Annotated in this window: 18 protein-coding genes; 8 read left to right on the plus strand and 10 right to left on the minus strand. The window is 58.6% G+C overall.

The features are described 5' to 3' along the window. Positions 1-206 precede the first annotated feature (206 nt). From QX048_RS20075 to QX048_RS20105, 7 genes are all read right to left on the minus strand, one after another. On the minus strand, positions 207-1,427 hold the full coding sequence (locus QX048_RS20075; RefSeq protein WP_315716391.1) for a hypothetical protein: 1,221 nt from the start codon (positions 1,425-1,427) through the stop codon (positions 207-209). Between the two features lie 79 nt (positions 1,428-1,506). Continuing rightward, positions 1,507-2,622, minus strand: a complete 1,116-nt coding sequence (locus QX048_RS20080; RefSeq protein WP_315716390.1) for a glycosyltransferase family 4 protein — start codon at positions 2,620-2,622, stop codon at positions 1,507-1,509. A gap of 139 nt (positions 2,623-2,761) precedes the next feature. Continuing rightward, positions 2,762-4,579 (minus strand): asparagine synthase (glutamine-hydrolyzing), encoded by a 1,818-nt coding sequence (asnB, locus tag QX048_RS20085; protein ID WP_315716389.1) that lies wholly within the window; start codon positions 4,577-4,579, stop codon positions 2,762-2,764. Positions 4,580-4,666: 87 nt separating this feature from the next. Next, a complete protein-coding gene (locus tag QX048_RS20090) occupies positions 4,667-5,911 on the minus strand; it encodes a glycosyltransferase family 1 protein (RefSeq protein WP_315716388.1) in 1,245 nt (414 codons plus the stop codon). Positions 5,912-5,938: 27 nt separating this feature from the next. After that, positions 5,939-6,985, minus strand: a complete 1,047-nt coding sequence (locus QX048_RS20095) for a radical SAM protein (protein WP_315716387.1) — start codon at positions 6,983-6,985, stop codon at positions 5,939-5,941. Next, entirely contained in the window at positions 6,982-8,262 is a 1,281-nt protein-coding gene (locus QX048_RS20100; protein WP_315716386.1) for an ABC transporter ATP-binding protein, read from the minus strand. The genes QX048_RS20095 and QX048_RS20100 overlap by 4 nt, the downstream gene beginning before the upstream one ends. 123 nt (positions 8,263-8,385) lie before the next feature. Further along, positions 8,386-9,348: an NAD(P)-dependent oxidoreductase gene (locus tag QX048_RS20105; protein WP_315716385.1), complete on the minus strand. Its 963-nt coding sequence runs from the start codon at positions 9,346-9,348 to the stop codon at positions 8,386-8,388. Between the two features lie 268 nt (positions 9,349-9,616). Between QX048_RS20105 and QX048_RS20110 the strand changes: the two genes are divergently transcribed. From QX048_RS20110 to QX048_RS20130, 5 genes are all read left to right on the plus strand, one after another. Next, the gene (locus QX048_RS20110; protein ID WP_315826507.1) at positions 9,617-11,011 is read left to right on the plus strand and encodes a glycosyltransferase family 2 protein; all 1,395 of its coding nucleotides are present in this window, start codon (positions 9,617-9,619) and stop codon (positions 11,009-11,011) included. Continuing rightward, on the plus strand, positions 10,999-11,847 hold the full coding sequence (locus tag QX048_RS20115; protein WP_315716383.1) for a DUF268 domain-containing protein: 849 nt from the start codon (positions 10,999-11,001) through the stop codon (positions 11,845-11,847). The genes QX048_RS20110 and QX048_RS20115 overlap by 13 nt, the downstream gene beginning before the upstream one ends. 8 nt (positions 11,848-11,855) lie before the next feature. Next, on the plus strand, positions 11,856-12,482 hold the full coding sequence (locus QX048_RS20120) for an acyltransferase (protein WP_315716382.1): 627 nt from the start codon (positions 11,856-11,858) through the stop codon (positions 12,480-12,482). Further along, the gene (locus QX048_RS20125) at positions 12,479-13,294 is read left to right on the plus strand and encodes a class I SAM-dependent methyltransferase (protein WP_315716381.1); all 816 of its coding nucleotides are present in this window, start codon (positions 12,479-12,481) and stop codon (positions 13,292-13,294) included. The genes QX048_RS20120 and QX048_RS20125 overlap by 4 nt, the downstream gene beginning before the upstream one ends. A 162-nt stretch (positions 13,295-13,456) precedes the next feature. Continuing rightward, a complete protein-coding gene (locus QX048_RS20130; protein WP_315716380.1) occupies positions 13,457-14,407 on the plus strand; it encodes a glycosyltransferase in 951 nt (316 codons plus the stop codon). On the opposite strand, the gene QX048_RS20135 is transcribed toward QX048_RS20130, so the two are convergent. The 3 genes from QX048_RS20135 to QX048_RS20145 form a co-directional block, all read right to left on the minus strand. Beyond that, entirely contained in the window at positions 14,408-15,406 is a 999-nt protein-coding gene (locus QX048_RS20135) for an FkbM family methyltransferase (protein WP_316200633.1), read from the minus strand. Then, positions 15,385-16,110: a hypothetical protein gene (locus QX048_RS20140; RefSeq protein ID WP_315716378.1), complete on the minus strand. Its 726-nt coding sequence runs from the start codon at positions 16,108-16,110 to the stop codon at positions 15,385-15,387. The genes QX048_RS20135 and QX048_RS20140 overlap by 22 nt, the downstream gene beginning before the upstream one ends. Before the next feature lie 151 nt (positions 16,111-16,261). Further along, the gene (locus QX048_RS20145; RefSeq protein ID WP_315716377.1) at positions 16,262-17,125 is read right to left on the minus strand and encodes an ABC transporter permease; all 864 of its coding nucleotides are present in this window, start codon (positions 17,123-17,125) and stop codon (positions 16,262-16,264) included. Positions 17,126-18,261: 1,136 nt separating this feature from the next. Between QX048_RS20145 and QX048_RS20150 the strand changes: the two genes are divergently transcribed. The 3 genes from QX048_RS20150 (at position 18,262) to QX048_RS20160 (ending at position 24,774) form a co-directional block, all read left to right on the plus strand. Beyond that, positions 18,262-21,027, plus strand: a complete 2,766-nt coding sequence (locus QX048_RS20150) for an NF038122 family metalloprotease (protein ID WP_316200634.1) — start codon at positions 18,262-18,264, stop codon at positions 21,025-21,027. Between the two features lie 890 nt (positions 21,028-21,917). Beyond that, positions 21,918-23,000, plus strand: coding sequence for a GDP-mannose 4,6-dehydratase (gene gmd / locus QX048_RS20155; protein WP_315716375.1), 1,083 nt, complete (start codon positions 21,918-21,920; stop codon positions 22,998-23,000). Positions 23,001-23,532: 532 nt separating this feature from the next. Next, complete coding sequence (locus tag QX048_RS20160) at positions 23,533-24,774, plus strand: acyltransferase (RefSeq protein WP_315716374.1); 1,242 nt, start codon at positions 23,533-23,535, stop codon at positions 24,772-24,774.

Below are 24,774 nucleotides of genomic sequence, written 5' to 3' on the forward strand. Positions count from 1 at the left end.
CCTGCTCTTGGATGTGCGTGTTATTCTGGGCCGTGGCTCAGGACGGTTCATTGTCGCTCCTTGCAACGCCGAGGCATCAATGAATCTGGATGCCAAGACGGGTCGGGAAGGTTTGGGAGCCTCGATGGAGGTGGAGCCTATAGCTGTTGAAGTGACGCGGCATATCGGTAGCTCGCCTGCAATATGGGGGGGCTGCCGGCGCCAGGTCACCCAGCCTCGCTCGCCGTGTCGCACCCCATCACCGTCACCATTCCTATTTCAACATGTCGAGCGACGGTCGAGGCGACGGTCGCGCTCGCCTCCGCGAAGGTCTCGTAACCGTTCAATAATTCAACGATTGCCTGGGCGATTGCATGCGGGGATGGAGTTGCTTCGAGGGCGTTGCATCCCACGTTCCAGTCGGAAAGCGAACTGCCACTCAGGAACACGAAGGGCCTCGAACTCGAAATTGCGTCACAAACGACGCCCGACCCTCGTATCGCATAGACAGCAGGATCATGCAGCAGGAGCGCTGCGTGGGCCTGCTTCCAGCTCCATACGTATTCGTCCGGATCCAGATGGAGTGGCAATGCTTCTATTTGAACCTTACCCGCCCTGCTGCTTGGATGGCCCTGAACACGCAGGACGACGTCTGGGTCATGCGCGTTGAGCTTTGCCGCGAGCGCCTGCGCCGTCGCGTTCAATAGTCTAGCTCCCTTGTCCGAGCGAGCATGACCCGCCATGTATAGAATGAACCTGCCATTCACCGCGGGAGATTGCTGGGCCGGCAGGTCAGTGGGGTGAGGTAACAACTCGACAGGCTTAGGCCAGATTTCGCGTATCGCGCGTGCGAAGGCGGGCGTCTCTGCGAGAAGATCCACGTTCTCAATGGCCCCTGGGGACTCCTGGAGACGCTTTAAGGCTGATCGCCATGTCGGATCGCTTGGATGGCAGCCCACATCATCATACATCAGCCGCACGACAAAACGAGCCGGACCACGATGCGCCTCAAATTGCTCGGCGGTTGCGATGAGAAGCTCAGCGTCGGCAGACGGCAAGAATACGGTGTCTCCGGGCTCGGGCTCAAGGGTGCTGAGAAGTTCGCCGAGTTCAGGGGCAATGATCGAGCGGAGTTTGCTCGCGTCTGCGCCGGCGACCGTTAGAGTAGGTGCGTCAGGAGCATGAAAGCCTCTGCGGCCCCTGATGAAGCGTGCTATAGGCATGATCGCGCCTGCGCCGAGCGAGAACGCGGTCGTGACCGTGGGCCCGTAGCGGCGGGATCGTGATACGGTATCGCGATTATGTCTGAATACTCGCAAGATATCGCCGCCGCCGAGATGCTGCGATCCGTTCCATCCCTTCCCAGCGGCTATCAGCGGGCGTGTGTCGCCCATGAGGGTTGCAAACCTGGACGTGGCAAACGCGTGGTGACCACGTTCGTTGATCAAGTTTGGTTCGATTATGATGGTCCGTCCTCTCACGGTCCCTAATCTCCCGGCAATATCGAGACCTCATGCTCAAGCGGCGCTACGGCTGCTCTTCCGTTTGCCGCTTCCCTGCGCCCAGGGTGTATTCAACGCATTTTTCCAGAAAGCGGGCCATGGAGCGGTCCGCTCTCGTGGCCTCGATCCTGCGACAGATTGCATCAAAGAGGTTCGGATCGAGCGCGATACGCTTGATAGCATCAGACAGCGCAGCAGCGTCGACGCGCGCCGCGAGGACGCCGTTAACGCCATCCTGTATCTGCTCGATCAGTCCGCCGACCGGAGTAGCTATGACCGGGATCCCGGCCCCCAAGCTGGTGGCGGCGACGCCGGATTGGCTGGCTTCCATGTGGGAAAGAACAACGGCATGATAACGAGACAGTATCGCTGCGATTTCCCGCTCTGTAAGCCAGCGATTTATCACTTCAGCGCCGAGTGCGGCGAGACGCCGTTTGTTGTCACCAAGCGCGCCCTCGCCGAAGACTCCTAGTTCGACCTGAAAGCCTTCTCTGCGTAAGGCCTCGATGGAATCGAGAAGCAAGGTTAGCCCCTTATAGGGCATGATGCGACCCAGGAACGCAAGCCTGATCGGCTTGCCTTCGGTGAGACTGATCGTCCTCCGCTGCGCGCCATAGTCGAGATCTGGATGAAACAGCGTGAACAATTTGTGCTGAGGGACGCGCCGGGCCGTCAGGAGTCTCTTCGTCACTGCGTCGCTCAGAGTGAGGACCGCATCAGCTTGCGCAATCGTCCGATCGAGGAAAGGGTCTATCAGCGCCGACCTGTAGTCACCCGGGTGGATTTCCGCATCGTGAATGATTGAAGAATAGAGAACTCCATGCGGCTTCAAAACGGAGAATACGACGGACGACCAGACGTGGGGCATGAATTCAATCACGGCCTCAATCTTCCGATTGACAATCTCGCGCGTGATGCGGCTCCGCAGCATCGGAATGCGCCAGGCTTGGCCGAGAGCGCCAAGATCATTGGAAAAGGTGTCCACGGCGACCAGCCGGTCTTCAAACTCCGAAAAAGCCGCAAAGCTCTCATTTTGGCGAGATATGGATATCGTGGCGTCGATTGAAGGACATGAGATCGCTACGGTCGCCGCGTCCTGCACGAAGCGGGATAGTCCGCGCCGCCCCCAATAGACCAGCATGATGCGAGCTCTATCAGACCGCTCCAACATGATTAGCTGTCGCCTTGAGAACGTGACCGAGGCCCACGTGATGCGTGTTGAGCGCCGGGCCCACCAGAACTCGGAGAGCAGCCTGTGGCTTTGACCGGATCCAGCCACGTCATACGAGAGCACCGCGTGCCCATAGTTCGGCAAGTGTGAGCTTGTATTGAAAGTCGATGGGGAAGCTTCGTTCCTCTCGGCGCAAGCGATCACCATCAATGACGCCGTGCGACACGAGCATGCTTTCGTTTCTCCAAAGCGGTCCGTGTCGTTCGATCAGCTTCATCATCCATTGTTGGACTGGAGGTGTGAAGCCCTGCTTGGGTCGCTGGCTGACTTCATCTGGCAGCAGATGACCAAAGGATGACAGCAAAAGCCATTTGTGCGGCTTCTCGAAATCCTCGAGGCCGCCGTGACGCATAGCGGATACCGCGTTGATGAGGTCGATGTCCAGGAACGGCACGCGCATTTCGATGGAGTGGGCCATGCTCATACGGTCGAGCAGCGTGAGGCAGTTGCAGAGGAGCCAGGTCCTCGAAAGCGCCTCCGTCACGGCTGGACCGCTGGGATATCCTTCAATCGGCCGAGTGCGCGCGAGCCAATGATTGGGTTCGACCGAAGCAGGATCGGCGAGAAGTGAGCGTGATAGCGCGGCTGACCGGCCGATTTCCTTCAATGGAGCCAGAATGGAGGTTTCCCGGGGGGCGCCATGTCCGAACGTTCGGCGTGCCCATTCTTTGATTCCTCCATTGACGCCCTTCTTGCGATGCTCCGCAGCTGCATTGCGGACCCACTCGTACCCCCAAAAAAACTCGTCTCCGCCCATGCCCGAAAGCAGAACCGGCACCTTTGCGGCTCGGGCTGCGCGGCAGACCTCGAAGTACCCATATGCTGCTATGTCGGCGATCGGGGTGTCCATCGCTTGCACCAGCTGCGGGAATTGCTCGACCATTTGGTCGACATCAATTTCCACTTCCGTGAATTCGATGCCGAGAGAGCGCGCGAAGCGCTGAGCGATCAGCCGTTCGTCCGTCGGTGGTCGTCCCTTATAGCCGATCGTGAAAGCATGAATCTGGCCGGGATAGTGTTTCGCCGAAATGGCGGCGACCAGGGACGAGTCGATCCCACCCGAAAGTGCAACGCCGACCGGAACATCGGCGCTCCCCATCCGCCGGCATGCCGTATCCAGCAGGTCTCTCACCTGCGCAACCGGATCTGGACAGTGAATAGCCTCGACGTCGAGCATACTCCAATAGGGGCGCGGTTCCGCAGAGAGCTGCTTTGGCGAAAGAGTTATCAGATGACCTGGTGGCAACTGATGAATTCCCTCTATCAGGGAGTTCGGCTCCAAGCAGTACTGAAAGGTCAGAAACTCGTGCAGTGCCACTGGGGAGATGCGCCGTTGCGCTGCTGGCACGAGGCGTAGCAGCGGCTTCAGCTCGCTGCACCACCAGACTCGCTCGGCACCGTCGTCTCGCCGGTCTCGCAACATGTAGAGCGGCTTTTCGCCCAGGCGGTCGCGCCCGAGCACGAGCCGCCCCTTGCGATCATCCCAGATGGCAAAAGCAAACATCCCCCGCAAATCTGCGATGCAGTCCTCACCTTTGTCCTCGTAGCCGTGAACAATCGTTTCCACGTCTGAGTGGGTTCTCAGATCGTGGCCGCGAGCCTGAAGCGCGCTGCGTAGCTCGTGGTGATTGTAGATTTCGCCGTTGCAAACCATTGCAACCGACCGGTCCTCGTTATAAAGCGGCTGTCCTCCTCCTGCCAGATCGATAATCGACAGGCGTCGCATGGCCATCGCCACGTGAGTCGATGCGAACAGTCCATCGGAGTCCGGGCCACGATGATACAGGGCTCCATTGATCTCGCTTAGTAGAGCGAGCTCGCTTTGCCGAAGTGGAGCACTGCAGATCACGCCGCTGATGCCGCACATGAGTTTAGTCCCCCATTTCCGCCGTCCGAAGATCGTTCGCTTCAGACGTGGTTGTCTCGCCAGCGCTCCGCGCGGCTAGCAAAAGGTTCACGCAGTGATCGCGGGCTTGCCGCGTGTCACGCCGGCCTTCCCTTCGATCGCAATAGCTCGTTCGACAAGGTCAACGAAGGATCGTGCAGCAGCGAGCCGCTGCCGGAGATTTCGCTCCTGGGCACGTCGTTCCGAAGCAGGATCGGGACCGTCCGGGAGTTCGCGCCAAGCGCTCGAAAGCGTTTCCGCCAGAATTGCGTCATCGTCAGGTGGAAAGAACCTGACCGGCAGACCCTTCTCGCCTTCGAGCTGCTCACGGTGCACGGGAATATCAGAAGCGATGATTGGTCGTCCCAGCGTCTTTGCATCTTCAACGACAGTACTCCAGCCCTCGAAGAGGGATGGTTGAAGAACCAGCGTAGCGTGGCGGAAAATCTCGATCTGGTCAGCTCGAGGAACCAGTCCCAATCGCAGTATCCTGTCTTGAAGCTCGGATTTGGCGATGAACTCGAGTAATTCAGGTACATATTCCTTGTCGCGATAGTCGTCTTCCCGGCCCGTGCAGACGAGTACCAGATCCGGGTGCCTTGCCTTCAAGCGACGCAGCGCCTCGAATGCAACTCGGTGGTTCTTGTGGGCCCAGAATTGATTTGCGATGTAGGCGTAGCGCCGGGGCAGGCGGTATTGCGTGTGTGGATTGCGACCGCCCCGCTCATGATCCGTGATGACAGAGCAGAAGCGCCAGACATGTGGCTCGACCTCAGGATTCGGGCAGAGATTGAGGAAGTCCCTCTTGGCCATTTCACTGCTCAGGACCAGGACGCCAGGCTCGGACGCGATCAAAGCGATGCCACGGTCGCGTGCATCGCGCTCATCCTCAGTAAAGAAATGAGGCAGGTGCACATGTTGAAAATCAGGTATCCATCGGATCGCCGGAACGCCCTGCACCTTCCCGCCAATTGTAGGATAGGTGGCATCCAGCTTCTGCCAAGCCGGATCTGGCGGAATGTAGGTTTGCAGAAACTTCCTATGGACACGGCGCCAGAAGTGGGCGATCGCGCCATGCCTGCGCGGGCGCCGGTCCCGGTCGACGAACGGAAAAGAGCGCAGTTCAACGGCGAGCGGCATCGCGTCGTCCGGTACGCCGAGCAGCCTGACCTCCGGTCTCTCCGCTTCTGGCAGGCTTTCAAGACAGTAGACGAGATTGCGAATATAGATAATGCCGCCCATCCACTTGGGATCGGTGATCACGTCGAGCCCGATCACCCGGGTGGGGCGCTTGCCGCTGCTTTGGCCGATCATTCAATTCCTCGGTGCCGTAATGGGCAATTACTTTGATCGCCGGGCAACGCGCCACCGTCGTATCCCGCCGAGCCAGCTCCCGCCGGGGGAAGGCGACGAAACCACCTGGCTTGGCCCAAGAAATTCCGAGTAGACCTTTTCACGTGTCGCAATCTGTTCCGGCGTCCCTTCATGCTGTCCCTCCGTGCAAGTCGCGCACGGCGAAAGCTTGGGACCATAGCGAAGCAGCTCCTTTCGCCATTCCGCCATCGCCTGGCTGGCATAAGCCGCAAAAATCGTTGGAAAATCTGTCAATTTTCCAATTGCATAGCGTTGGGTATGCTCTGCAAAGTCGACGAACATCTGGCAGCAAGGGAATAGCGTGCCGTCGTAGGAAACCGTAAAGTCATTGAAGGGACGGGAGCACGGCGCGGACCGGCTGAACGCGCCGGAGCTCAGTCCGACGGATTCCGCCCGGTTCGATCCCAGGGTGTAGTAGTTCGTAGCAAAGACATGGATCGGCAATTTTTCGATATTGACATGACCCTGCATCGTCTCTCCGGGACGTAGGATGTCGACCTTTATCGCCTTCTGCAAACGTCGGGAAAGGTCGTTGAAGCGCGTCGCTGCATAGGCATCGTCGTACGGCTTGCCGGCCGGGGCATGGATGGAAATGTACAGTTCGGACAGGCCGGCTGAGATCAGTTCGCGAACGTAGTCGCGATCCAGATAGTCTCCGTTGCTACTGAAGTATATGCGGGCCGCCGGCAACAGCTCTCGAGCGCGCCTGATGCGATTGAGCAGCAGCGACTTGTCTGAAGTTGGCTCGTTATACAGATTTAAGCACAAGCCCTCGTCATAGGAGATTTCTGCGAGGTCGCGCAGGATAAGTTCATAGGTATCGTGAGGCAGCAGTTTGTTGGTCGAGGCACGATCGACCTTCGACACGGGGCAGTAGGAGCATGCCCGATTGCAGTGTGATGAAATTTCGACAACGACGTTGCGTACTGACCTTCGAAACAGCTCTCGCGCCGCTTCAGCGCTCGTCGGCGCGAAAAAGTGGTCCCGCGCGAAATGGTCCAACGCTTCGTTCATGAGCTGACCTGGTCAAGATGAAAATCTGCATCGAAGTGAACGACGGCATTCGGGTCCGAGTAGAGGAACTTGTCGCTTGGATTCAGGACGACGACGTTTCCACACTTGAGCGCGAGAAAGAGATGAAGTCCTGCATGGCGCGTGATCGCGGCGATGTTCAAATCGTAACTTCCCGGCCGCAGATTTTGCGCTGGAACGGAAATCCTCAGACTATAGCGACCTGGCATCACGCGTCCGACCAGAAGACCTTGCTCGTGACTGTCGATAGTGCAGATATTTCTATAATGTGCCGCATCGAGCACGGCGCGGATGACGAGGTCATCGATAGCTGAATGAACCGTCACATCCATGACGATGTCGAACGGCTCCTTGAAGTGCAGCTCCTTCTTGGCCGTATTGCCGTCCTTTGCGACGATCTTGATATTGTCGCAGACAACGTCGCCGGTGCCGGAGATCAGCTCGCTCGCGCCATCCGGACCAGGAAGCGCACTCTCCCGAGTACGGGCGGCGTTGCGAGCGTTCTGATCGTCATAGGCGCGGATCACCCTCTCGATTTCGCCGAGGACCTTCACCTCGCCCTTGTCCATGAACAGTCCGCGATCGCAAACCGCCCAAATCGCTCCAATGGAATGCGAAACCAGGACGATCGACGTGCCCTTGCGCTTCAATCCAAAGAGGTAATCGTAGCACTTCTTCTGGAAGTTCAAGTCACCCACAGCGAGCACTTCATCGACCAGCAGCACCTCCGGCTCGCTCACGGCAGCCACCGCGAAACCGAGGCGCACCTGCATGCCGCTCGAGTAATGCTTGACGGGCATGTCGATGAATTGTTCGAGTTCAGAGAATGCAACGATCTCATCCATGTGGGAGCGGATCTCCCGGGGAGAGAGTCCGAGGAGTGCGGCGTTTATATAGATGTTTTCGCGGCCGGTGAGCATCGGTGAGAAGCCAGCGCCGGCCGCAATCAATGCGCCAACACGTCCGCGCAGCATGACGCGACCGGCATCCGGCTTGTAGATGCCAGTCAGGATGCGCAGAAGGGTCGTCTTTCCACAGCCGTTGACCCCCATGATGCCAAGGCTCTGGCCGCGTTCGAGGGTGAAGCTGATGTCCTTGACGGCCCAGAACTCCCCGTCACGCAACAGGCTCGAATCGCTGCCGGCGCCAACAAGCCGACCGAGGCCGTCACGAAGGCCGTGTGCCATCGATCGGCGCAGCGACAGGCCGAACTTCTTGGAGACGCTCTCGGCGCGAACTGTCCAGTCCTTATCGCTCACAACTGTCTGCTAACCTTTGGTGGTAAGGATGCGGGTGTACACTGCCGGAGGGAGGCATAAAAGCGAAATGCAAAAAGAGCAACCGGCCGACCGGTCTGCGGAGCCGACCAGTTCGGCAGCCCCTCACTTGATGTTCGCGCCTCTGTTGCCCGTCCGCCACCATGCGGCATAGGCGGCAAGCCCATCTCTCAAGCTCCAACGATGCTCGAAGCCCAGGCTTCTTGACCGTGTGGCCGAGGCCTGCAGGTGGTTCGGATCGCCAATGCGCGAATGTCCATTGAATCGGATCCGACAATCGACTCCCAATGCGCGGGCAAGCTCACTGGCAATGGACTCAACACTGGATGCGACGCCAGTTCCGCCATTGACGATGAGGCACTGCGACGTTGCGTGCTGGGCCGCGATGAACCCGAGTTCGGCTGCGTCCTCAACGTACAGCATGTCCCTGGTCTCAGCCCCCGTCCCAAAGAGGGTAATTTCGTCGGACGCCTGCGAGAGTTTTCCTGCGACGTCCCATAGCAGCTGCTTCTGCAAGCCGGGACCGTACAGAGAGAAATAGCGGATCACGGCCGTTTTCAAGCCGAATGAGTGTGACGCCGATCGACATAGCCATTCGGCACAGAGCTTGTGTGCGCCATAGGGCGATACAGGAGCCAGCGAAGCGTCTTCGGCGATCGGTCCCGGCGCGGCGCTGCCATACACTGCCGCGCTGGAGGGAAGCACGAACACCGCTTCCGGCGCTGACCTGCGCAACGTATCAAGCAGCAGCGCGGTGCTGTCTACCGAGAGACGGAAGTCTCGGTAAGGGTCCGCAAGCGATGCGCCGATTGCGCCGCTGCCCGCGGCATGGAATACGACGTCGGGGGGGCCGACAAGCTTCAGGAGCTCCTTGATCGCTTCGTTGTCGATGATCTTCTCGATCCAGGCAGCCCTGCCTGAGACTTTGGCGAGAGGGAGTGCTGCGATATCGACATCGGCAGCGCCGCCAAGCCCAATGCCAGCAATATCCCAGCCCCCCGCCGCAAAACGCGCGGCCACATGTCGGCCCAGGAAGCCACGGGCGCCGGTTATCCAAACGAGTGCCATACGTCAGAATTGCTCTTAGAGGTTCCGAAAAGGGATCGTCTCTATCGAATTGATCGCCACGGTTAAGACGAGAGGGCGCGCGCCCCTGGGCGCAGGGTCAGCTCGGACGCTTGTGCGACGGCGAAACCCGTGGACGCGGAGGGCATTTTCTACTTTCACGTGTGGATGCGCCAACTTGCAAACATGCCGGTCGTGGAGGTATACACCGTCTGAGGATTGTTTCCAACGATATCCATGCCTTCAGGCCGATTGCGGAGGAGGACAGCTGGTGAGTTCCTTCAAGGTGCCTGTGAGCGGGGTAGTGGAGCGCTTGATCGGATCTGAAGATGCGTGCGGCGGCACTGACAATCCGGTTTCGATCGATCGTGCAACCAAAGGGTGCGTTCACGTCGTTATTCCCGTCTTTAATCGTTGGCAGTTCACGCAGCAGTGCGTCGAAGATCTGCGCCGTCAGACCTATCGACATTTGACGATCAACGTATCGGACGGCGGATCGACCGACGGCACGCGAGACAAGCTCGCTCGACTCTATCCGGACGTGGAGGTGATCTACGATGGGAAGGAGCGTTGGTGGGCCGGCTCTTGTGCGCTGGCCATTGAGCGGATACTGGCCAAAGCTGCGACGGATGACTTCGTTCTTTTGCTGAACAATGACACGAGAGTCCCTGAAAACTACATCGAAACGCTGGTTGCCTGGTCGCGGACCCATGACGCGGCCGTTGGCGCAAAGGTCGTTGACAGTCGCGATCCGACGAGGGTCCTCGATGCCGGCGAGATGATTGATTGGGAGCGCTACGATTTCCCCATCAAAACAGAGATCGCCTCAGGCGAGCGGCATTGTGAAGACGTCGACACGCTTCCGGGCCGAGGTACTTTGATTCCGATCAAGATGATAAGAGCGGTCGGCAACATCGACGATCGGACCTTTCCACATTATATTTCAGATTACGACTTCTTTTGCCGGATCAAGTCTGCTGGTTTCAAGCTGCTCGTGTGTTACGACACAATGATTCTGGCTCATATCGAGGAGACCGGTATCGTACCGCAAGCCCAGTTGACCTTGCGGCAAGCCTGGCGCGAAATCTTCGACCGCAGGTCGATGACCAATCTCGGCGATCACTGGCGCTTCGTCTCCCGACATGCGCCCGCGTTGCTGCGCCCGCGGTTGCATCGCCTTTTGGTGGCGCAGGCGGCCGCAAAATTGCTGTTGCGCACGGAACTCGGCATTTTTTTTCTACCGCCGTATAAAGGCGCGCGTCTCGTCAGGAGAGTCGCGCGAGCAGTTGTCCGCTTGATTAACGAGCCGGATGCTGCGCTCGAGTTCGCGCACTGGCCGCATGCGGTGAAGCTCGTTGCGCTGATGACCTTTGCTCCACGTCCCTTCCAAGGCGATGAGGCCGCCGCCAAAGGGTTGGATGTGTCGCGGCTTGTGCGCGATGGCGTATTGATCCTGCGGTTGCCGCCTGACTGGTATTGCTTCGGCACGCTGCAATGGGCAGGCCGGTCGGATGCCGCGCAACTGAACGATCTGCTGCGCGCGTGCCGAGGGCCGAGCCTGTTGCAATATAGGGCTCTTGTTTCCTACAAGAGGGCACGCCAAGCGCATATACGGCTGGGTGATGATAGCGCGGCAGACCCAGGGCAAGCATCATGCAATCATTGAAACAGTACATCAAAGGGCGCCTCAAGGCGCCGCTCGCGGAATCAAATTACAAACGATTTCTCGCGGACGGCAACCCGCCTTGGAAGCCAGGTTACGATACGCATAAGATCAAGTCGGTAACCGCCGCAATCAACGATCCCGCCTACGATCCCTACAAACTCCCGGACGGTTTTGGTTGGCGCCTCGATGAACGTATCGTTGAGTATCCCTGGTTCATGGCGCGCCTTCCAGCGGGGAAGGGGCGATTGCTCGACGCGGGGTCTACCCTCAACCACGCGCATGTGCTCGGTCATCCGAAGCTGCGCGAAAAGACCTGCACCGTTTCGACTTTGGCGCCGGAGCAGTGGTCTGCGTGGCAGTGGGGCGTGTCCTACGTTTATGAAGATCTGCGCGAAAGCTGTTTCCGGGACGCGTATTTCGATTGGATTGCCTGCATCTCGACGATCGAGCACGTTGGCCTGGACAACACGATGCTCTACACGAGCGACGGCACAAAGAACGAGACGGATACCGACGGGTACGTCTCTTGTCTGATGGAATTGCGCCGAATGTTGAAGCCAGGTGGGGTGCTCTTTCTGAGCATGCCATTCGGTCGACGAGCCAACCACGGTTGGTTCCAGATTTTTGACGCCGAAATGGTCGACCGGCTCGTCGAGCGATTCGCGCCGCAATCGTGCATCGAGACCATCTATCGTTACAGGGCGGAAGGGTGGACCGTTGGCGACCGGGAGAGCGCAAAGGACGCAACGTATTTCGACATACATAAGCAAAGCACTTATGATGATGATTACGCGGCAGCCTCCCGGGCTGTCGTGTGTCTTGAGCTGACGAAGTAGCGGCTTCCGTGACGCGCCGTGTTCGTGCATTTGCCGAAGGACTACTTGCTCGGCTCGTCCGGCCGCGGCATATGCCGTCGGCCGACGGAAGGATTGATCGCGCTCTGGCAGATATCGACCAGACTGCCGTTTTCTATCCGACGGCCAGTCTGCATACGCACGGGCACCCGCCAGAGGCGCTGCGGATTGGCGCTCACACGCACGTCCGTGGCGAGTTGTTGTTGTTCGGACACGGCGGACGTATTCGCCTTGGCGAGTATTGTTATGTTGGCGAGCAGACCAGAATCTGGTCCGCCAGGGACATCAGCATCGGCAACCGCGTTCTGATCTCGCATATGTGCACAATCATGGATAATCTGACCCACCCGTTGGATGCGAGCGAGCGGCATCAGCAGTTCCGCGATATCATTACCGCTGGTCATCCACGCAAAATCGACCTGGACGAGCAACCTGTCATCATTGAGGACGATGCGTTGATCAGTTGCCATTGCGTGGTGCTGCGAGGCGTGCGAATCGGCCGCGGCGCCGTCATTGGAGCGGGCAGCGTCGTCACCAAGGACGTTCCTCCGATGGTGATTGCGGCGGGCAATCCGGCCAAGGTCATTCGCGAACTCGATATGGAAGCTGTAAAATGACCGATGGCGCGATGAGCTGGGAGCAGGCGGTCTCCTGGTTGCGCAACCAGCCTGACCAGGCCAGTCTTGTGAAGGCGTGTTTCTTCGATGACCCGCTGTTGGCGGCTGCGCAGCGATTTCACGCCAGCTCCGAGTGGATTGCGACGCGATCATTGCTGACGAGCCCACCAGGGCGCGCCTTGGATGTCGGGGCGGGCAGGGGCATCGCGAGCTACGCGCTCGCGGCTGATGGCTGGCAAGTGACGGCGTTGGAGCCTGACCCGAGCGCGCTGGTGGGGGGCGGGGCGATCCGGGCGCTCGCGGGCGAGAGTGGATTGCCGATCAACGTTGTGCAGGAGTGGGGTGAGACCCTGCCATTCGATAGCAATAGCTTCGATGTCGTACTCTGCCGTCAAGTGCTGCACCATGCGCGTGACCTGGGGCAGCTCTGTGCCGAGATTGGTCGCGTTCTGAAGCCGGGTGGAATTTTACTTGCCACGCGCGAGCATGTCATTTCACGACCCGAAGATTTGCCGGCATTCTTGGCGTCGCATCCGCTTCACAAGCATTATGGTGGCGAGCACGCCTATTTACTTGCGGACTATCACTCCGCCATCGCCAATGCGGGCCTTGCTCTCGATCTTTCGTTGAACCCACTTCAGTCCGATATCAATCTGTTTCCAATGACCATGAGTGATCACCGAAGGCTTCTCGCCAAGCGGCTCAGATTGCCCTTGGCGTTCGTTCGACCGTGGCTGATGACGTGGTACGGTAGCCACCTCAACGATCCAGGACGTCTTTACACGTTCAGAGCGCGCAAGCCTGCAAGCTGATGCCGGGGCACGAATTGTGAAGAGACCATTGTCCAACATTTGCAGAAGGCTCTCTTCGCAACAGATACGATCGGGGAGCCGCGGCGTGGATGATTCAACCAGCCTATTCCGGGCCTATCCGTTGCGCAGCGGGTCGTGGTGTCATGATCGCGAGGTCCTCTCGTGACTGACCGCGTGCCGCTCGCGCTTTTCACGTACAACCGCCCGCTGCACACGCGACGGGCGCTCGATGCGCTGCTTCGGAACGCGCGCTTAGAGGACGTCAAGATCATCATCTACTCGGACGCCCCGAAGCGGCCTGAGCACGCCGATGCGGTCGAGGCGACGCGTCGGTTAGTTGCAGACTGGGCCGTGACGAACGGCGCCGAGGTCGTCGTGCGCCCAGAGAACTTTGGTCTTGCTCGCTCGATCGCCGGTGCGGTCGACGAGCTCACGCGCGCTTACGGCCGGGTGATTGTCCTCGAGGACGACCTCGTTGCAGCTCCCGATTTTGTCCGCTTCATGCTCGAAGGGCTGGACCGTTATGCTGATGCCTCCGGTGTTGCGCAGATCTCCGGTTGCCACCTCAAAGGTACGGCCCAAGTATCCGGAGATGCCTTCTTCATGCCGCTGACGACGACATGGGGGTGGGCGACATGGGCGCGGGCATGGTCGCTATTTGATTGGCAGACGGACGGTATGCTCGATGAGCTTGCCCGCGATGCCGGGTTCCGCAGCCGCTTCAGCCTCAATGGTGCAGCGGATTATGAAGCGATGCTGTCCGATCGCATTGCCGGCAAAAATGACTCTTGGGGCATTCTGTGGTGGTATGCCGTCGCCAAGGCCGGCGCGCAGGTTCTCTACCCGCGTACGAGCCTGATATGGAACGGCGGATTCGACAATTCCGGCGTTCATTGTGCGGGTAACCTCCCCTTCCAGCTCGAAGCTCCAGCTCAGTTCAGGCGGACTATCTTGCCGGCGACGCTGCGAATGCCCGATCGGGTTGAGCCGGACATGGCAGCATTCAACGAGGTCTGTCTTTGGCTGCGGGCAGGTGTCTCTCCAGCCGTTGATCGTGGCGGCCTCGCAACACGATTGCGAGGGGCTTTGAAGCGTTGGGCCGGCCGCCGCTGATCAGGAGAAATCTGCGCCTGTGCGAGTCAGGATGACCGAATTGAAGAGCCGAAACCGGACTTCGTAATTCCTAGCGAGAAGATATCTGAGAGCGGGATCCTGGTGCATTTCGGCGAACGGTGTCGATAGCGCTTCGATGATGATCACGGCGGGCGCGTACACGTCCCAATTGCCCGAACGCAAGACGGCCAGTTCTGCGCCCTCCACATCGACGCTGAGGAGATCGACGTTGATTCCGGGAGGCACGAACTCGTCCATGATAGTTGCGAGCGTTTTCGGGCGAAGCTCGATTTCACCAGTCTTGTCCCATCCAGCCGCGACGTAGCTGTCGGCGAGCTCTGCGTTGGTCGTGTTGAGGGCGCCCTCGCGAAAGAGGTGCATCCGCAGGGGATCTGTCTGGTCCGACACCGCGAGTTCGAGGTTGACGTCTCGGGGCCGGAGCAGGCCGAACGAGCTCATGCTCCCGGGTGTTGCGTCGACATTGATGCCGCGCCATCCACGGCGGTAGAGCGCAAACGTATTGGAGAACCTGGTGGCGTGATGAGCGCCGATGTCGACATAGAAGCCGGAGCGACGATCACCGAACAGCCGCTTGAGCAGGATATCCTCTCCCTCCTGGCTGTAGTGGTGGCTGCTTCCGCCGAGCGCAGAGAAATGCTCGAGCAGAGCGTCAGGAATGTCGGCCGGGTCCAGGCCCGCACAGGCCCGCGTCAATAATTGCTTCCTCAAATCGAGCGGCAAGTGGTCCGCATCAGCAGCAGAAAAAGCCGCCGAAAGCAGCCGCCCGAGCTGGCTCGCATCCAGCTTCTGCTCGCTGAGTGCTTTTTCGAGGATTTGTAAGCAGGAGTCGATATCCATATGAGCGCCGATCCTGGCGAGCTGGACCGCCAATCTGGCGCGGTGCTCGGGGGCCATTCGGCGTCCGACGAACTGAATCAGCGATCGCGCCATGCTCGACAATCGAAAGCTAAGCGCCGTCACCAGTTGCTGCCCCTGCACGCTTCAATGCCTCCGACTGGTCGCGGATGATTGAGCCGGCCGTTGAGAATACTATCCGATCGCACCAGCAGCGATGTTGTCCAGCAATAGATGTTGATTGGGCCAAATCCGCTGAAGTCCACCTGAAGGAAACCTTCACCACGAAAGAACTCTGCTACGTCGGTGTACCAGTCTGAATTGTCGAGCACGATGCAGCCGCCCGCACTCAGGTGAGGCAAGGCTGCCCGCGCGCATTGATTGCGCCAGACCCCGTCGATGATGATGACATCAAATTCTCCTCCGATTTCGGATATGGCCCCAGCATATTCCGTGACCCCCTCCCGGAGAATGAGCTTTTCCAGTCGACTTGACCGATGCAGCATCTTCTCAAACCAGGCGGGATCATGCTCGACGGCGGTCACCTTGGCTCCCTTATTCGCCCAAAACAGGGACGAATTGCCGCAACCAAACTCGAAGATTCGTAATCCTCTGGCGTCGAGCTGCTCGAAGTATTCCAGTGCGGGATATGTGTACCAGGGAACAGGTTTCCCATCCACGGCGACCGGCAGTTTCAGCTCGAGCGTACGTCCATAGCCGTACTTGTTCACGAGGATGTCGAGAGCAGGCTCGAATGCCTTCGGCTCGGGTTTGGGCGTGGCATGCGCCAATGCGTTCGCGACCGTCCTCTGGACATAGGCGTTGATCCGATCTTTGAGCCATCTCATCTCGAGCATACTCCTGCGAGCTGGCCGGCGTCCGCCAAGCGAGTTGCTCGATGGATGGGCTCGCACGTGAATTGGGACTCGGGCCGCAACATTGCCTAACGGGGGGTCTTGTTTCTGTTCAATTTGCTGTCGCTGCCTGTAGTCGGCTAAGCTACAGCCGCTCCGCTACGAGGTCCTCGAGCAGGTAGAAGATCTTCAGCCCAACGACGACCAGAATCACGGTCGCGACGATCACCAGCAAAAACACCGGAATGTCGTTGGCTTGGTCGAGGCAGATCAGCGCACGAGGAACATCGATGAGGTATGTCAACGGATTGCACTTGATCAGAAACTGTATGGTTGGGCTCTCGATGCTCGAGTGCAAGTATACTGCAGGCGTCAAGTACATCAGCAGAGAGAGCCCTTGCGTGGCGAGCGGCGTAAGGTCGCGCGCAATTGTGCCGAGCACTGCGAGCATCAAGCCAATTGCCGTCCCGAGCAGTACCATGGGCAGAACCAGCAATGGATAGGCGAGTATCCAGAGGCTGGGCCACCGACCCATGATCAAGAATACCGCCATCATCGTGATCATGCTGATGGCGATGGAATAGAAAACGCCTGCCAGCGAGCTCATGGCCAGTGCTAGCTTTGGAATCTTGGTTCGCAGAATGAGATCAGCCTGCGACTGCAGCCCACTGCTGACCGCTCCCATTGCGCCCGGTAGACATGCCCAGATGGTGGTGCCGACGAGAACATAAAGAGGGTATGGAATCTCTCCTTGGCCTGGCTTGAGAACGCCAATGGAATAGAGAAACAGGAAGCTGACGATCCCCAGGATCGGATTGAGAAGAGCCCAGAAATACCCGAGAATTTTCTGTCGGAATTGAGCGATGAAGTCGCGCCAGAAAAGGCGAGTTATCACGTGGCGAGAGTTCGATAGATCGAAGTAGGCTTGGCGCAGGCTCGACGTTAGTCCACCGCTGCGCTGTGTTGCCTCATAAATTGTAATCGTGTCCTGGCGGTCAGACTTGATCATCGCCACCTCGCGGGCTTCTCTCGTGTGGTCAAATTGTGATTCGCTGGCTGCCTCGTCGTCGATTTACGAGAGGCGGAATTCGCTGAGATCCCGCGCTATCGATCGAGGCTTCCTGTACATGCGGGTGCAAAGCCGGACGTGCCTTCTGAAACGCTGTCCTCCACATCAGTGGATCTTTGAAGGTTTTCCCGACATCGCGACAATTGCTCCACCACCGCGATAGCCAGCCGACGGCGCTGAGCGCCGCACCTTTGGGTCCGTGTCACACACGAGGACGCTTTGAGCAAGTGGAATTCGCAATCACTCCCTGAGGCACGGCCGGGTCGATGCAGCAGCAGCCCGGTGCGCTATCGGACCCTTTGAGGGGCTTCGCGTCTCCAGCCTTTATGGAGCGTCGTCGCGCCTGGAGATACCCCATGGGCCAACGGGCGAGCGGTTTGCGGCGAGATTGGCTGGACGCCGCCGTTGGATACATGAACGACGTCTGGTGCAGCGCAGCCCGAGGGCAACAGCTTCGGGTCGTACGGTCGACCTTATCGAAATACCGATTAGAACGCTAGGTCGTCCATCCCGCTTTTGCAATTGTAGATTTTTATATCCCGGAGAGTAAGCTCTTGGTTGAGGAGACTGTAGCGGCACCAGGAAGCGCTAGTCACGTACACCACCTTAGCGCCGCGCAGAACGCTCCCGCTCTTCCAGTTGCCGCTGGCATGGTGATGATCCCGACCGGTTGCATTGTCGTAAACGTGCAAATTGCTGCGATCTAACATGGACCTCGGCGCACGGAGCCGACCGATCCGGGCGGCGCGACGGTGCGACATGGTGAGTTGATCGTTCGCCTGCCGAGTTGGCTCGAGCAGCCGAGAGTCAGCAGACCAGGGGGGAATGCGGCATGGCAGGGGGCGCGGCTTGGTGACATGCCCAGTCCCTGCAGAAATTGATTTCAGCTGGCCGCAGAGCAAGCGGGAGCGTCAAGTGGCCGGCCGCGCTGCGCAGAGGGTGTTCAGACCTTCGTCTCCCGGCAGGCGGCCATTAACCTGCAGGAAACGCTGATGACTGATAGCTAGATTCGCGGTTTCGGGGCTGCTCGAGCTTGGAATCGTGCGCTGGGATTTGAAAGGCTGGGAGTTTAGCCAATGGCCGGATCGCCCAATTTGCAAGGCTCCGACGTAGTCCAGGCCTCCGGCCCGGCAATCGATCCGCCTCCGTCAAACCCGGTCGAGCTCCCAGATGAGGCGGTGGAAGCTCAGCTCGCGCAAGGCGATTTCGGCGGGGTTGGTGCGGTGACGGCCGTGAGCGCCGGTGGGCTCACCATCAACCTTCTGTTCGATGCGGCCGCAATGGCCGCTCCAGCCAGCTTCCGGGCCGGGATTCAACAGGCCGCCGCGATCCTGACCTCCATGATCTCCGACCGAATCACGGTCAACATCAAGATCGACTACAGCGGAATCGGCGGAGGCGCTGCTGCAGGTCCTGATGGTGGCCAGTGGATGACCTACTCGAGCGTTCGGTCCAACCTCGTTGGGAACGCTAGCCCCGGTGACACCACCTTCAACGCCCTACCGGCTGTATCGAGCATCCAAGGGCAATCCTATGTTGCCGTCTGGAATTCGCAGCTGAAGCTCTGGGGAGGACTTGGCGCCAACGATACCACGACCGACGACGGCAGCGCGACGTTCGCGACCGACATCAATTCAGGCCTGCTCGTCGGAGTGGCCCTTCACGAGCTTACGCACGCATTCGGCCGCGTGCCCTACGGCCCGCAGCCTGACGTGTTCGATCTCTTCCGGTTCTCAACCCCAGGCGTCCGTCTCATGACGGGCGGCGCGACGGCGTCGACAGCCTACTTCTCAATTGATGGGGGGCAAACGAAGCTTGCCGACTACGGCCAGTCCTCCGATCCGAGCGACTTCCTGAACAGTGGCGTTCAGGGCGCCAACGATCCGTTTAACGAATTCTACACTTTCAACACACTTCAGACGCTGACGTCCGTCGACCTCAAGCAAATGGACGCTCTCGGCTTTCATCTCGTCTCCGCAACGCCTGTAACCATAGAGGCGTTGGGAACGACCAGCCTGGTGCAGCTGGGATCAAGCTATTTCCTCAATCCAGCTGGTGGGGGATTTGGCCCCCAACTCAAGCTCAACGGCGCCACGGTTCAGCCTGGGCAAATTGGTGGCTGGACGCCAATCGGTGCAGAAGCCGTGGGCGCGGGTTATGAGCTTGCCTGGAAGTTGGCCGGATCCGACCTTTACGCAGTGTGGACCCTCGACAGCAGCGGAAATTACGCAAGTAGCGCGATCGGAGGTGTCTCTGGACGGTCAGCCTCGTTCGAAACATTCGAGAATGTTTTTCATCAGGATCTCAACGGTGACGGTACGATCGGTATTCCGACCATCGTCATTGAGGGACTGGGATCGACCAGTCTGGTCCAGGTTGGCGATGGATATCTTTTGAATCCGGTCGGTGGCGGCACGGGCCCGCAAGTGAAGCTTGGCGGCGCGAACCTCGTGGCCGGTCAACTCGGCGGCTGGATGCCGATTGGCGCAGAAGCCGTGGGTGGCGGCTATGAGGTCGCCTGGAAGGTGGCGGGAGCCGATCTTTACGCAGTGTGGAATCTCGACAGCAACGGAAACTATACGAGCAGCGCGGTCGGAGGTGTCTCCGGAAGCTCGGTCTCGCTGGAAGCGTTCGAGAGCGTGTTTCACCAGGATCTCAATGGTGACGGCACGATCGGCATTCCGACGACGGTCATCGAGGCACTGGGATCAACCAGTCTCGTTCAGGCCGGCAACGGATATATCCTGAATCCGGTTGGTGGCGGCACGGGCCCGCAAGTGAAGCTTGGCGGTGCCAACCTCGTGGCCGGCCAACTCGGCAGCTGGATGCCGATTGGCGCAGAAGCCGTGGGTGGTGGCTATGAGATCGCCTGGAAGGTGGCGGGAGCCGATCTTTACGCAGTGTGGAATCTTGACAGCAACGGAAACTATACGAGCAGTGCGATCGGAGGTGTCTCTGGGAGCTCCGCTTCGTTCGAGGCAATCGAGACCATCTTTCACCAAGACCTCAACGGTGATGGTACGATCGGGATTCCCACGATAGTCATCGAGGGGCTAGGATCGACGAGCCTCACCCAGGTCGGCAATGGATATTTTATGAATCCGGTCGGCGGCGGCGCGGGTCCGCAAGTGAAGCTTGGCGGCGCCAATGTTGTGGTCGGACAACTCGGCAGCTGGATGCCAATCGGCGCAGAAGCCGTGGGTAGCGGCTACGAGGTCGCCTGGAAGGTCGCGGGAGCTGATGTTTATGCAGTTTGGAGCCTGGACAGCGGCGGCAACTACACAGGCAGCGCGATTGGAGGTGTGTCGGGAAGCTCGGCCTCGTTCGAGGCGTTCGAAACCACTTTCCATCAAGACCTCAACGGAGACGGTACGATCGGTGTAACCGCCCAAGTTTCAGCGGGCTACCCGCAAGGCAATCTCAGCGTCGCAAATGGTGTCCTCTCTTCGGGAAAAACCGCAAATCAAGCAGCGACTTACCCCTCCGACCTGTTCAGCCAGGACGGATTCCATTTCGCTGAAGGCGTCCAAGGCCAGACGATCATCTCCAGTCCCCAGCCATCGCTTGGTGGCCCACAGCAGACGGCATTGTGGGCACCGCATGACGTTTTCGTATTCAACCAAGAGCTTGGGCAGAGTATCGCCGCCAACTTCGCATCGGAGGCAGACATCGTCTGGCTCAATCACAATCGCGCTGCCACGCAAGCGGCGATATTCTCGGCGAGTCACGACAATACGCCTGGCAACATTGTTGTTTCTGATTCGGCACAGGACGTGCTTACGACACATCAGTCCATCACGGAGACAGTTCTGAGCCATCTTGCCGGCTTTCATCTTGTCTAGTTCAGTGCTCCGACCGGATTGGCAGCATCTTGGATGCGGGCGGGTCAGTGCATCGCGTCGCACTTTCAACGCCACCTCTCTGCACGGTACAGAGATCGACGGAGATGATTGCTGGGGCCGCCAACAATCGTGGCGGCATCGGCGAGCTCCGGCATCGAAACCTCCTCGCTCATCCTTGAGCGATGTCGAGGCCCTTCCTGGGTGTCGAATGCGATCTGCTCCTTCCGCTTGGGCCGAAGATTGTATCCGAGTCCACGAGCGCTGCTCGTGGATGACGCTGCGGTTTGCTGGCAGCAGTTGATTTTGCCGCAAGACCGATGATCTACCAGCTGGAAAGGTAGATCGTCGCCTGACCTCCTTTAAAGCCGTGGCTCCGAACTTGCTCCCGTCCAGACCCGGGCATGCAGAAAAGCAAGCGCATCAAAGCCTCTGATCTTGCATTCAATCTGGGGGGGGGGGCGACTGAGCGGTCGACCGTCAAGGCGACCGTGGCATGCAGGATGTCCTCCTCGCGCAGTTGTCCCTTCGCCTGAGAATGGCAGCCGGTGTGAAGGAGCTAAACGTTATCGGTCGAGCTGCTGCCGGATTTCGCGCGACGATTTTGTCAGAGTTCCGTCCCGAAGCGGCTCGTGCCGGTTCTCTTGCGAATGGACACCCTGGCGTCCCCCTGAGTGTCAGCGGAGTTTGGATCGGTCAGGCTCGCGTCCATAGGGCCGGCCATTAGACTTTAGCGATCGCAAATGGTATCGCGTAGCGCAAGCTGGAATGGCTGTGCACGTGTATGACCAGAACACGAGGACAATTGTCATCCAGGGCGGGGTTTCTGGACTCCCTTTAATCGTTGAAAAAATGCCGAGCGCCCACGGCCGCGGCGGTGTCGAGTGGAGAAAATGGTGGATCAAGATCGTAAACGACGTGTGGCGCTCATTACTGGTGTGACTGGTCAGGACGGTGCCTACCTGGCTGAGTATCTGCTCGGACTCGGCTACACGGTCCATGGAATCAAACGGCGTTCGTCCTCCTTCAACACTGCTCGTGTGGATCATCTCTACCAGGATCCTCACGTCGGAGACGTCCCGTTTCTGATGCACTATGGCGACATGACGGACTCGACCAATCTTATCCGTTTGGTCCAGCAGATCAGGCCCACCGAGATATATAACCTCGCAGCTCAAAGTCATGTCGCCGTGAGCTTTGAGAGCCCGGAATACACCGCCAATGCGGACGCAGTAGGGGTCTTGCGGCTGTTGGAAGCTATTCGCATTCTCGGCTTGGAGAAGGACACGCGATTTTATCAGGCTTCGACCTCGGAGCTGTACGGTTTGGTGCAGGAGGTTCCGCAACGGGAGACGACGCCGTTCTATCCGCGGTCTCCATATGCAGTCGCAAAGCTATATGGCTATTGGATCACGGTAAACTACCGTGAGGCATATGGCATGTTTGCTTCCAATGGCATCTTGTTCAACCATGAAAGCCCCATACGCGGAGAGACTTTCGTAACTCGCAAGATCACGCGGGGAGTTGCAAGAATAGAAGTCGGTCTGGAGGACGCGATCTATCTTGGTAACCTCGAAGCAAAGCGCGATTGGGGGCACGCGCGGGACTACGTCAGGGGAATGCACGCAATCCTGCAGGCGGACAAACCGGATGATTTTGTGCTTGCAACGGGAGAGACGCGCTCTGTGCGCGAATTCGTTGAGCTTGCCTTTGGTGAAGTTGGTCGTCGCGTCGAGTGGCAAGGTGAGGGCGTCGACGAGGTGGGGCGCGATGTGGCTTCGGGCAAGATCGTCGTGCGCATCGACCCGGCCTATTTCCGCCCGACCGAGGTCGATCTCCTGATCGGAGATGCGACAAAGGCGCGGCAGAAGCTCGGTTGGACGGCGCAAACGAGCTTTCGAGATCTGGTGAAGGAGATGGTCGCCAGCGATCTGGCTGATGCTCGTCGTGATGTGAGCGGCAGCAAGCGCGCTTAGCGGCTGTAACCTTGAACATCGACCGCGGCAGAATTCACCGAGACTGAGGAGAATGTCATCGAGGCGTGCGGACTCTGAAGCCGCCGCCGGATCTTGGTGGGCGGGTGAATTTGCTTCCAAGCATCACCCTTGCCGACGGTTGATGACGGGGCAATCTCAGGTTGGTGGCGGGAGCTTCCGTGTACGTGTCGGAATCTGCCAGATGAGATATCGGCCATGACATGGGTTCGAGCTCAGCCAGCTGGCCAGACGACGACCAACCCGACAGCGTCCACTCGTGAGGGGATCCTGGATGCGTCGCATGGTCAGCTCTTGGCCGAGAACCAGGCGCGATCCCTGGACGAGCTTGAGGCCTCAGCCGGATGGGGCCTGGCAATGCTCCACATGTGATCCATTAGGGGGACGGGACTCTCTCATCTGTGAGATCTGAAAGCGCTGTGGCCAGGAGCCACGGGCGTCGGTGTCGTCTGCAAAGCCAATCATTCCAGCGAGACGCTCAATCGTCCATGCTCGACCTTGGGCAGGCGTCGCCGTGCTGCGAGATTGGCAGTTGCAAACCAGGGGTAGGCAAATTGAGCCGCGTGCATTAACAGAACAGCATGACCGTCTGTCAGAGGGCCGAGAGTTGAGTGGTCGCGATATTTCAGCACCCGAGAGCAAGAACATTCCTCACGTCCCTGCGCTCGACGAGCTGCGGGGGATTGCTGCCCTGATGGTGTTGTTCGCGCATCTCACCCATAATTTGACGAGAGGTGTCGACCCGAGCATTGGTGCATGGCTATACCCCTCCAATCCGTTCTTTGCCGTGCTTGCCGAAGGGCATGCGGGCGTATCGCTTTTCCTTGTTCTGAGTGGCTTTCTGTTTTCTTACGGCGCGCATAACCGCCAAGTTTCGTATCGAGGCTTTATCCGCAATAGAATCCTGCGTATTTTTCCTATGTACGTGCTACTGCTGTTTCTGGAAGCCTATACATATCCAGCTCAGTTCTCATTTAGCGCATTCGCGTCCAGCTTGTTCTTGATGGGGAATACTCCCGCCGGTCTCGCGGGCGGCGCGTTCACAATCCTGTTGTGGACCATATGTGTCGAATTTCAGTTCTATCTGGTCTTCCCTTTTCTGAATTCTTTCAAATTGAAATACGGGGTTAAGTACCTGGTTCACCTGCTGGGGCTTGCAATCCTGCTTCGCATTCTTTGTGTTGGTCTGGGTGCCTCTCCTCGCAACCTGTCGTACTTCACAATTGTGGGGCGCATCGATCAGTTTCTCATCGGGATGATTGCTGCTCATCTTTACCGAGAGGGTGTGTTGGCAACCAGGAAATCCGGAGTTCTTCTCGTCGGCGTATCCTGCCTCATTGTGTTGTCGCTTTTTGCGTTCAACAGGCTTGGCGGGTGGGAGCGAGACGCCAACTGGAAGGCTCTGTGGCACACCTATGAAGGCTTCCTGTTCGCCTCTTTGATCGTGATATATGTTCAGGCGCACGGATCGTTTCATGATTACTATACGACCTTGCTCAGGAAAATAGGACTGGTGAGCTATTCACTTTACCTGATCCATATGCCCATCCTTCTCATGTTTCAAAAGCACAATTGGTATTTGACGTTGACCGGAAGCCCGTATGTCAATGCGCTACTATCGGGAGTCTATCTCGTTCCTGTTGCGGTCTTGGTGGCTACAGCCACTTATTGGCTTATTGAGCGGCCATTCATCGATCTCAGGGGGGAGTACCTTAAGCCAGTTTCAGCTCCTGCTCGGTCGGCCAAAGTGGAATAA

The sequence above is a fragment of the Bradyrhizobium sp. SZCCHNS30572 genome (assembly GCF_032484415.1).
Classification (GTDB): Bacteria; Pseudomonadota; Alphaproteobacteria; order Rhizobiales; family Xanthobacteraceae; genus Bradyrhizobium.

Bases quoted from the DNA above. Each gene is read 5' to 3' on its own strand.
- QX048_RS20080 (WP_315716390.1), bottom strand. From the start codon at position 2,622: ATGCTGGTCTATTGGGGGCGGCGCGGACTATCCCGCTTCGTGCAGGAC.
- asnB (WP_315716389.1), bottom strand. From the start codon at position 4,579: ATGTGCGGCATCAGCGGCGTGATCTGCAGTGCTCCACTTCGGCAAAGC.
- QX048_RS20090 (WP_315716388.1), bottom strand. From the start codon at position 5,911: ATGATCGGCCAAAGCAGCGGCAAGCGCCCCACCCGGGTGATCGGGCTC.
- QX048_RS20095 (WP_315716387.1), bottom strand. From the start codon at position 6,985: ATGAACGAAGCGTTGGACCATTTCGCGCGGGACCACTTTTTCGCGCCG.
- QX048_RS20105 (WP_315716385.1), bottom strand. From the start codon at position 9,348: ATGGCACTCGTTTGGATAACCGGCGCCCGTGGCTTCCTGGGCCGACAT.
- QX048_RS20115 (WP_315716383.1), top strand. From the start codon at position 10,999: ATGCAATCATTGAAACAGTACATCAAAGGGCGCCTCAAGGCGCCGCTC.
- QX048_RS20125 (WP_315716381.1), top strand. From the start codon at position 12,479: ATGACCGATGGCGCGATGAGCTGGGAGCAGGCGGTCTCCTGGTTGCGC.
- QX048_RS20140 (WP_315716378.1), bottom strand. From the start codon at position 16,110: ATGAGATGGCTCAAAGATCGGATCAACGCCTATGTCCAGAGGACGGTC.
- QX048_RS20145 (WP_315716377.1), bottom strand. From the start codon at position 17,125: ATGATCAAGTCTGACCGCCAGGACACGATTACAATTTATGAGGCAACA.
- QX048_RS20150 (WP_316200634.1), top strand. From the start codon at position 18,262: ATGGCCGGATCGCCCAATTTGCAAGGCTCCGACGTAGTCCAGGCCTCC.
- gmd (WP_315716375.1), top strand. From the start codon at position 21,918: ATGGTGGATCAAGATCGTAAACGACGTGTGGCGCTCATTACTGGTGTG.